Genomic DNA, 8,177 nt, shown 5'->3' on the forward strand with positions numbered 1-8,177 from the left:
GCACTCCAAAAGCTCGCACTCCAAAAGAATGTACCTCATCAAGATGAGAAATCATTCCCACCCCCATCAAATCCCACAAAAACCCTGAATCGCCTCCCAAATCTCCGGCATCACATTCCCCAACCCATGATCGCTATCCAACTCCACCATCTCCACCCAAGGACGAGAAGCAGCAAATCGACGACTTGCCTCAACCGGAATCACCTCATCTTTCACCCCATGTAAAATCAAAGTCGGTAACGGTCGCTGCAACTGATTTTCAACGTACCCTTGAGCATCATTTATAAATTGATAACTCAAGGGAATCTCCCGCTTTTCCCCATAATGATAAATCGGAAAATACCCCTCTTTTTGCCACAATTCAATCCGTTTCAGACCCAAACTCGCCATCCAATGACTCAGGAATTCAAAAGCAGGAGCTAATAAAACCAGGCGATCGACCTGCGGATATCGTTCCGCTAACCAGGCAGAAGTCAGTCCCCCAAAACTTGAGCCAATCAGGGTAACTGTAGCTGGTTCTGGTGGGAATTCCCTCGCCACTTGTTCCAGTTGCCGAGTCAAAGTCAGATGAGAAAAATCCCCCTGATTGAGATTGGGAATCTTCAGAGGAATGGCGATTTCTGCAAAGCGATCGCGCAGATAATTCGCCTTGAAGGAATCAGGACTCGATGCAAATCCATGTAAATAAATGTAAGTCTGAGGCAAATTTTCAGTCATGGTAAACTATCCTTGGCAGTAACAGGGAGCAAGATGCTCCCACTCCCGGGAAAAATCATCGAACTTATCCAGTTTATTTCAAATCCTTCTTCTCCCCCTTCCAGCACTTCTTCTCCCCCTTCCCTACGAGGGAAGGGGGTTGGGGGGTTAGGTCAATCTGGGTAATCGAGCAAACATGATATATTTAATCAATGCCTAAAATTTCCATTGATTTTTCCAACACTTCTTCTCCCCCTTCCCTCGTAGGGAAGGGGGTTGGGGGGTTAGGTCAATCTGGGTAATCGAGCAAACATGATATATTTAATCAATCCCTAAAATTTCCATTGATTTTTCCAACACTTCATCCGGGTCAAATGGCTTTGTCATGTACAAATCCGCCCCGGATTCACTACCTTTTTGCTTGTCAAACTCTTGACCTTTGGCCGTCAGCATGATAATATAAACATCTTTGATTCCCAGTTCATTTTTAACCGCATTACAAACTTCAAATCCGCTCATTTTCGGCATCATCACATCCAAAAAAACTAATTCGGGTTTTTCGGCTTTGATGGTATTGAGCGCATCTTCTCCATTGATAGCCGTGAGCAATTCGACCCCCTCATCTTCCAGTTCTTCTAGGGTTTGTTCCATGAGAATGCGGATATGGGGTTCATCATCCACAATTAAGATTTTCTTCGCCATATAACCTCCTATCGGGGTAAACAGTAAAAGGTGCAATTCAAACGGGACAAAGTATTTTTATCCCGTCTGAATTGCCGAATTTTTCGGAGAATTATCCTCCGTGCAGTTATCCGAGAGAACCGGAACCGTCATCCTCTAGCAAGAGAAATAAGACATTTTCCAGCCCTTTTTCAAATCGTAAGGTTTTGACGATTTCGTGATGCTCGGATAGCACAGAATTGAGAATAATCATATCAGGTCCGATCGCCATTGCTTTTTCAATGCACTCTTGACCCGTCGCTGCCTCGACAACACTGTACCCCTTCGCCTCTAGGACATCGACTAAGGTTTTGACGGCACCGGCATCTTCATCGACGACGATCACGTTCTTTTTCGAGGCCCCTTTGGACAGTAAGGCCCCGATATTCTCAAACAGTTTTTCGGTATCGATGGGTTTGGTTAAGTAGCGATCGATGCCTAAGCGATATCCCCGTTGTTTGTCTTCAATAATCGAGAGAATGATAATGGGGATATCCATCGTTTCTGGGTCATGTTTGAGCACTGCTGCCACATCAAATCCGCTGATTTGCGGCATCATCACATCCAGTAAGATTAGGTCCGGTTTGAGGGATTTCACTTCAGCGATCGCTTCCATGCCATCTTTTGCTTCCCGGACTTGATATCCAGAACTTTCTAACTCTTGGCGCAGCAGGGACCGAATGTGAGTATCATCATCAACCACGAGAATGGTTTTGACTGAATCCGTGTCTCGTTTCGGGGTGGTGACAATTCGTTCTTTGAGTTGTTTGACAAAGCTATCCAAGTTGAGTTTTTCGAGTTCCGGGGTAATGCTAGAACCCAGGAGGGGTAAGCTAAAGGAGAAGGTACTGCCTTGACCCGGTGTACTTTCGACCCAAATTTTGCCCCCGTGATGTTCGATAATTTGTTTACAAATCGGCAGTCCCAGTCCAGTTCCTCGGGGTTTATCTGTGAGGGTATCTCCCACTTGTTTAAATTTCTCAAACACTGTATCTTGAAACTCCGTGGGGATGCCGATGCCGGTGTCGATAATGCTCACCACCACCTGTTCCTCGTTTTGGGTGGCGCGGAGGGTGACGGTCCCGGTATCGGTGAATTTGGCAGCATTGGAGATCAGATTAATCAGCACTTGCAATAACCGATCGCGATCGCCACTGACTTGTGGTAGTTCCGGTTGAATCTCCACCTGCACCTGTAATTGAGTGCTTTGAAAGAGACTAGAAGTGGAGGCGATCGCCCGTTCCATGAGTTCACTCAGGGAAATTGGTTGCATTTGCCACTCCACTTTCCCCGCTTCCATCTTGGCGATATCTAGCACATCATTAATCAGATTCGTCAACCGTTCCCCTTCAGAAATAATAATCTCAATGTTGTCCGTGACTTGCTGCAACGCCCGTTGCGTCTTCTTATCCGCGTTTTCGAGTGCGCCTACAATCTTATCATGGAGTTTTTTGTTGACAATTTTGGCAAATCCCACCACGGAAGTGAGAGGCGTCCGCAGTTCGTGAGAAACCGTGGAGATAAAGTCGGTTTTCATGCGATCGACTTCTTTCTCTGTAGTGATATCCCGAATCAAGGTGACAGTCCCGATACAGCTTGGACTTTGTTCCTCGGAAGGGGAGTCCGTGACAATGGAGGTGGCGACTGCTTTCCCGATGCGATTGTTGGTTAAAGGAATTTCCGCTGATAGCACGTCCGTGAGGTTTTCCCGGGATTGTGCGACTAAGGTGGCGAGTTCGGTACTCAGTCCCTGCTGGCAATCCTGACCCTGGAGTTCAGTAGCGGGTAATCCAAACATCTCTAATAAGGAGGGGTTCAAGCGGGAAATGCGATCGCGCATATCCGTCACCAGCAACCCATCGGCGATATTGTTGACGATCGCATTCAAATAAGCGACGGTATCTTGTAACTGGTTCACCGTTCGCGCTAAATCAATGGAAATTGCCGCTTGTCCCGAGAGTAAGCGTAACACTTCCAGGCGATCGCGAGTAAAGGCGCTACGGGTGAGATTATTCTCTAAATAAACAATCCCCACCAGTTTCCCTTGATTGACAAATGGTGCACATAACAGCGACTTCACCTGATAGGTACTGACATAGCGATCGTTCGTAAATAATCCCTCCCGGAGGGCATCATTTAAGACCACATGGTTTTGAGTCCGGCGGACATAATGAATAATCGACCAAGGCAGATCGGCCTTGGTATCTAAGGCATCAAATCGTAGCTTGATTCCCTGAGTTTTTTTGTCCAGACCTACCTCCGCCGCCAGAATCAGTTTTTCCCCTTCTGCTAACACCAAAAATCCTTTCTGCGCCCCGGCATTTTCAATGAGAATATTCATTAACTTCTCAACCAACTTCTCAATTTGCAATTCAGAAGAAATCGCTTGAGACGCTTTAATTACCGTGGCTAAATCCAAAGCAGCCGAACTGCCGAAAGTCGTCGCCGTTGTCATTTGAGCCATTGCTACACCCTTTCGGGAAAGGGTTGGCTGCCGTAGCTTCAACTGAGGATATTTCGCTTCTAATTGGTCTACCTTAATTTTGGCCCCCCATTTGGTATAAATGGCATAAGCTTCATTCAGGTAAGTGTCGGCAAATTTCTCCTGATGGCGATGGCGATAAAAATTCGAGGCCAGTTCATACGCCAAGGCTTCTTCGGGCAGATAGCCATGTTCTTTTGCCCCAGCAATGGCCCGTTCATAGCCATCGATCGCCTCTAAACTTCGACCTAAAACTCGGGCTTTTTCCGCTTCGACTAACTCATACTTATGCTGATAATTCATCGGGCCAAGTTCCGCCCATTCGCGCATTTTCTCTTGATTGCATTCCACTTGTTGCAAATACTTCTGCTGGTCTGCTACCGTCGTGGAAGGATAGACAGATAGCAACACTAGCGAATAGTAAAAGTTGTGAACCGCCATTGTAAAAGCCCCGCTGACGGAACCGGAATATTCAGCAGCGAGGGTGGCATAAGTTAGGGCAACTTGTCGTTGTTTTAACAAAAAGTTGAGAATAGTTTTGGCGAGATAAACATTAAACAGAGACCATCCATCATTCGCCGCTTTGAGTTTCGGCAAAATCAGGTCTTCGTTAAACACTTCCCCGACTAACCGATACGGATCCGGGGCTAACCCTTGTAAATTTGCCACCAGTTGCCGCCAGGTACTGCCGTCATAGAGGGCAATTTCATACTTGAGTTTGTGGAGTAATTCAATATAGGGCGTTTGTTTTCGCGCCACGGTTTCCAGGGATTCTCCACTTAAAAACAAGTAACTGCAATATTTACAAGCGCAGTAACTCGCATATTCTAAATCCCCCACTTCCAAGCCACTTTGTAGCCCTTCTTGTAAGGCATCAACCGCGACTTTAACCGGCTGCTTCCAATGTTGAACAAAGGCAAACACCATGTTATAAACTTGGCATTTGAGAGTTTTTGCTTGAAACCGTTCTAACAATTGCACTGAAATTTGGGCCGCATAATAACCCCGTTCGATGTCTCCAGACCCACATAACAGAGTGGCATACCAACTGTAAGTAAATGCAGCAATGGCAGAATGGCCTTTTTCCAGACAGCGTTCTAAGGCAGTCAAAACCAGTTGGAAGCATAACTCGACCTGGCTACTATGTAAAGCCGGGGCGACTAAATTCATGAGAATTCGCATCACTGCCAATTCATAAGGGTCGGTCATTTCCGGCAGTTCGGCAATGCCATCAATGTCCGGTAATTGTAGGGATTGACTTCGTTCTTCTGAGGCAACCGCTAGGGAAATTCCCATCAAATTTAAGGCCGCTAATCCGGTTTCAATCGCTTGGCTAATCTGATGTTGCGCCGCATCCATTTGCATTTGAATTTCATACACTTTCACCCGATCGAGGACTGCCTTTGCCCGGTCCAGAATCAGGTCAGCGAAGGTTTGCGCCGCCTGGAAATTACCATTTAAGTATTCCGCCTCCAAGGTGGAAACATAGAGAGAGAGGGTTAACTCGTACTGGCTATCCCAGGAGTCCTCACCTAGGAGTCCGATGCCAACTTTTAAATAGCGCAAAGCTGCTTCATAAGCGGTGGAGAGTTTGGCTTTATTGCCTGCGATCGCATTCAACTGGGCGAGTTCATCTTTTTCTGCTTGGGTGTCCAGGAGGTCACAACCATAGTTGAGTTGATTAACTAGGGCAAAAATGGTTTCTTCTCGTTCCTCCGGGGGAATATTATTTAGCAGCAGTTTCCCAATTTTCAGGTGAGTTTCTTTCTTTTGGTCTTCTGCAATCAGGGAATAAGCGGCCTGTTGAACTCGGTCATGCAAAAACTTATAAGAAATAGATTCAGTTTCTAACAAGTCATACAGGTTGACTCGGGTTGGAGAATCCAAATTTTCCTCTCCCTCATCCCCAAGCAGCAGGGGAATTTTATATCCCGAACTCAGGGGTAAAATTAAGCCTGATTGTAAGGCGGACCAGAGTGAGGCAGCGGTTGCCATCGGGGAACTTTCACTGACGATCGCCAGGACTTCTAAGGTGAAAGTATTGCCCACACAAGCGGCTAATTGTAAGATAGTTTGAGTAGATTCTGGGAGTTTTTGAATATTGCGGGCCATTAATTCGACCACATTGCGATCGGCAATTCCCACGGCTAAAATCCGGTCAAGATTCCACTGCCAGACTCCCACACTGAACTCATAACTTAAAAGTTTTTCATCCCAAAGGGTTTTCAGCAGTTGGGTCAGGAAAAAGGGATTGCCCTGGGTTTTATTGTAAAGCAGTTCCGCCAAGGGACGCGACTTCTCGGGTTCATCGAGGGTATCCGCAATCAATTCGTTGACATGAACCTTCTCTAAAGGTTGCAACACAATATGATTCATCGTCGCCCCTTTTAATTGCAACGCCTCTAGGGTTTGCATCAGGGGATGAACTGCATTCACTTCGTTATCCCGATAAGCCCCAATTAGTAAAAAATATTGTTGGTCGAGGTCATTAATCAGTTGATAAATTAAGTGTAAAGAGGCGGTATCAGCCCATTGTAAATCATCCAGAAAAATTACCAGGGGATGGTCTTTTTTGCAAAATGTCTGCAAAAACTGTTGAAACACCCGATTGAAGCGATTCTGGGATTCAATCGGCCCCAGTTCGGCAATGGGGGGTTGGGGTCCAACAATGGCTTCCACCTTGGGAATTACCTCCACGATCGCCTGTCCATTACTCCCCAACGCTTGGGTGAGTTGTTGTTGCCAGAAAGTAATGCGATCGGGACTTTCCGTCAACAGGCGGTCAATCAATTCAGAAAAGGCTTGAATCAGTCCCGCATAAGGAATATTGCGTTTATATTGGTCATATTTTCCCGAAATAAAATAGCCTCGCGCCCCGACAATCGGTTTATGAACTTCCGCAACCAAGGCAGATTTTCCAATGCCAGAATAGCCGGAAACTAGCATCATTTCACTGCTACCTTGAGCAACCCGTTGAAAGGTTGCCATTAAGGTTTCCACCTCATTTTCCCGCCCATAAAGTTTTTGGGGAATCAGCAATTGACTGGCGCGATCGCGTTCTCCCACGGCAAACAATTCAATGCTTCCCTTGGCTTCTAATTGAGTTAAACAGCTTTCCAAATCAAACAACAGACCCTGACTGGTTTGATAGCGGTCTTCCGCCGTTTTTGCCATCAATTTCATGACAATATCCGCCACTGCTTGGGGAATTTGCGGGTTAATTTGATTGGGAGAAACCGCGATTTTCGCAATATGACAATAGATTAACTCTAACGCATCAACCGCCTCAAAGGGTAATCGTCCCGTCAGCATCTCATAGAACGTCACTCCCAGGGAATAAAAATCCGTGCGATAATCCACCGCCCGATTCATCCGTCCCGTTTGTTCCGGAGACATATAAGATAACGTCCCTTCCAACACCGTCTCTTGACTCCAAGAAGTTTCAGAAGAGAGTCGCATCGCGATGCTAAAATCGGTAATTTTAATTTCCCCAGTTCGAGGATTAAGAATCAGATTTTGAGGCTTAATATCTTTATGAACAATCTGATGATGATGGAGTTGTCCCAGACTGGTCGTAAGCTGAATCCCTAAGTGCAAAAACTCAGCCAAGGTGAGGGGCTTTTCGTCCATGCTCTTTTTCAAAGACTGGCCGCCAAAATCCTCCAAAACCAAGGCTAAACTATTTTGATAATCGGTCAAGGCTAAGGGCTTGACAATCCCCGGAATATCCAGATTTTTACAAATTTCATACTCATTCCTAAATTTAATCAAGTCTTCAATCGTCGGCGAGGGAGAGGCCAATACTTTTAAAATTGCTGTAGTCTTATCTGTGGCCTTATAGCCGCGATAAATGATAGTATTGAGGCCGGTTTCTATCGGTTCAGCCAGTTCATAACCCAGAATATTCATAGTCATTTTTCTACTCGTAAGTCGTGCAGTTAAAGGGCGGCAACCGTCGAGGATTTAAACCCGCGACGGTTTCATACAAAATCCGGTTGCCTCAAGTCGGTTTTCTATATTAGCCCGCGCAGGCGGGCTTTGTTCGTATAGCCCCACCCTTTAGGGTGCGGGTTTTTCCAACCGGATTCTATCTCAGGGCTGTACTGGGCGTTAATTACCGCCGTTAGTTTGTCCCTGGATCAGGGAACTCCAAAAAATAAAACCTTCAAAAAACCCGCAGGCTCAAGCCTGGGGCTACACGGACAAAGCCCGCCTGCGCGGGCTAAAAGAGCCTTGTTAGGTGCGATCGCATCAAAGCAAGGATGATTTATTTGTTGGA

The 8,177-nt window shown here is 46.2% G+C and carries 3 protein-coding genes; all 3 read right to left on the reverse strand.

The genetic code is table 11. From position 1 onward, the window contains the following. Positions 1–66 precede the first annotated feature (66 nt). Positions 67–717, reverse strand: coding sequence for a YqiA/YcfP family alpha/beta fold hydrolase (locus tag NG833_RS26785; protein ID WP_254568328.1), 651 nt, complete (start codon positions 715–717; stop codon positions 67–69). 300 nt (positions 718–1,017) lie between these two features. Then, the gene (locus NG833_RS26790; RefSeq protein ID WP_254568329.1) at positions 1,018–1,398 is read right to left on the reverse strand and encodes a response regulator transcription factor; all 381 of its coding nucleotides are present in this window, start codon (positions 1,396–1,398) and stop codon (positions 1,018–1,020) included. 106 nt (positions 1,399–1,504) lie between these two features. Continuing rightward, positions 1,505–7,813 (reverse strand): AAA family ATPase, encoded by a 6,309-nt coding sequence (locus tag NG833_RS26795; RefSeq protein ID WP_254568330.1) that lies wholly within the window; start codon positions 7,811–7,813, stop codon positions 1,505–1,507. Positions 7,814–8,177 lie beyond the last annotated feature (364 nt).

The organism is Oscillatoria sp. HE19RPO, from assembly GCF_024220515.1.
In the GTDB taxonomy this organism is placed as follows: Bacteria; Cyanobacteriota; Cyanobacteriia; order Cyanobacteriales; family Laspinemataceae; genus Laspinema.

Coding starts and splice junctions, on each gene's coding strand:
- NG833_RS26785 (WP_254568328.1), bottom strand. CDS start 717: ATGACTGAAAATTTGCCTCAGACTTACATTTATTTACATGGATTTGCA.
- NG833_RS26790 (WP_254568329.1), bottom strand. CDS start 1,398: ATGGCGAAGAAAATCTTAATTGTGGATGATGAACCCCATATCCGCATT.
- NG833_RS26795 (WP_254568330.1), bottom strand. CDS start 7,813: ATGACTATGAATATTCTGGGTTATGAACTGGCTGAACCGATAGAAACC.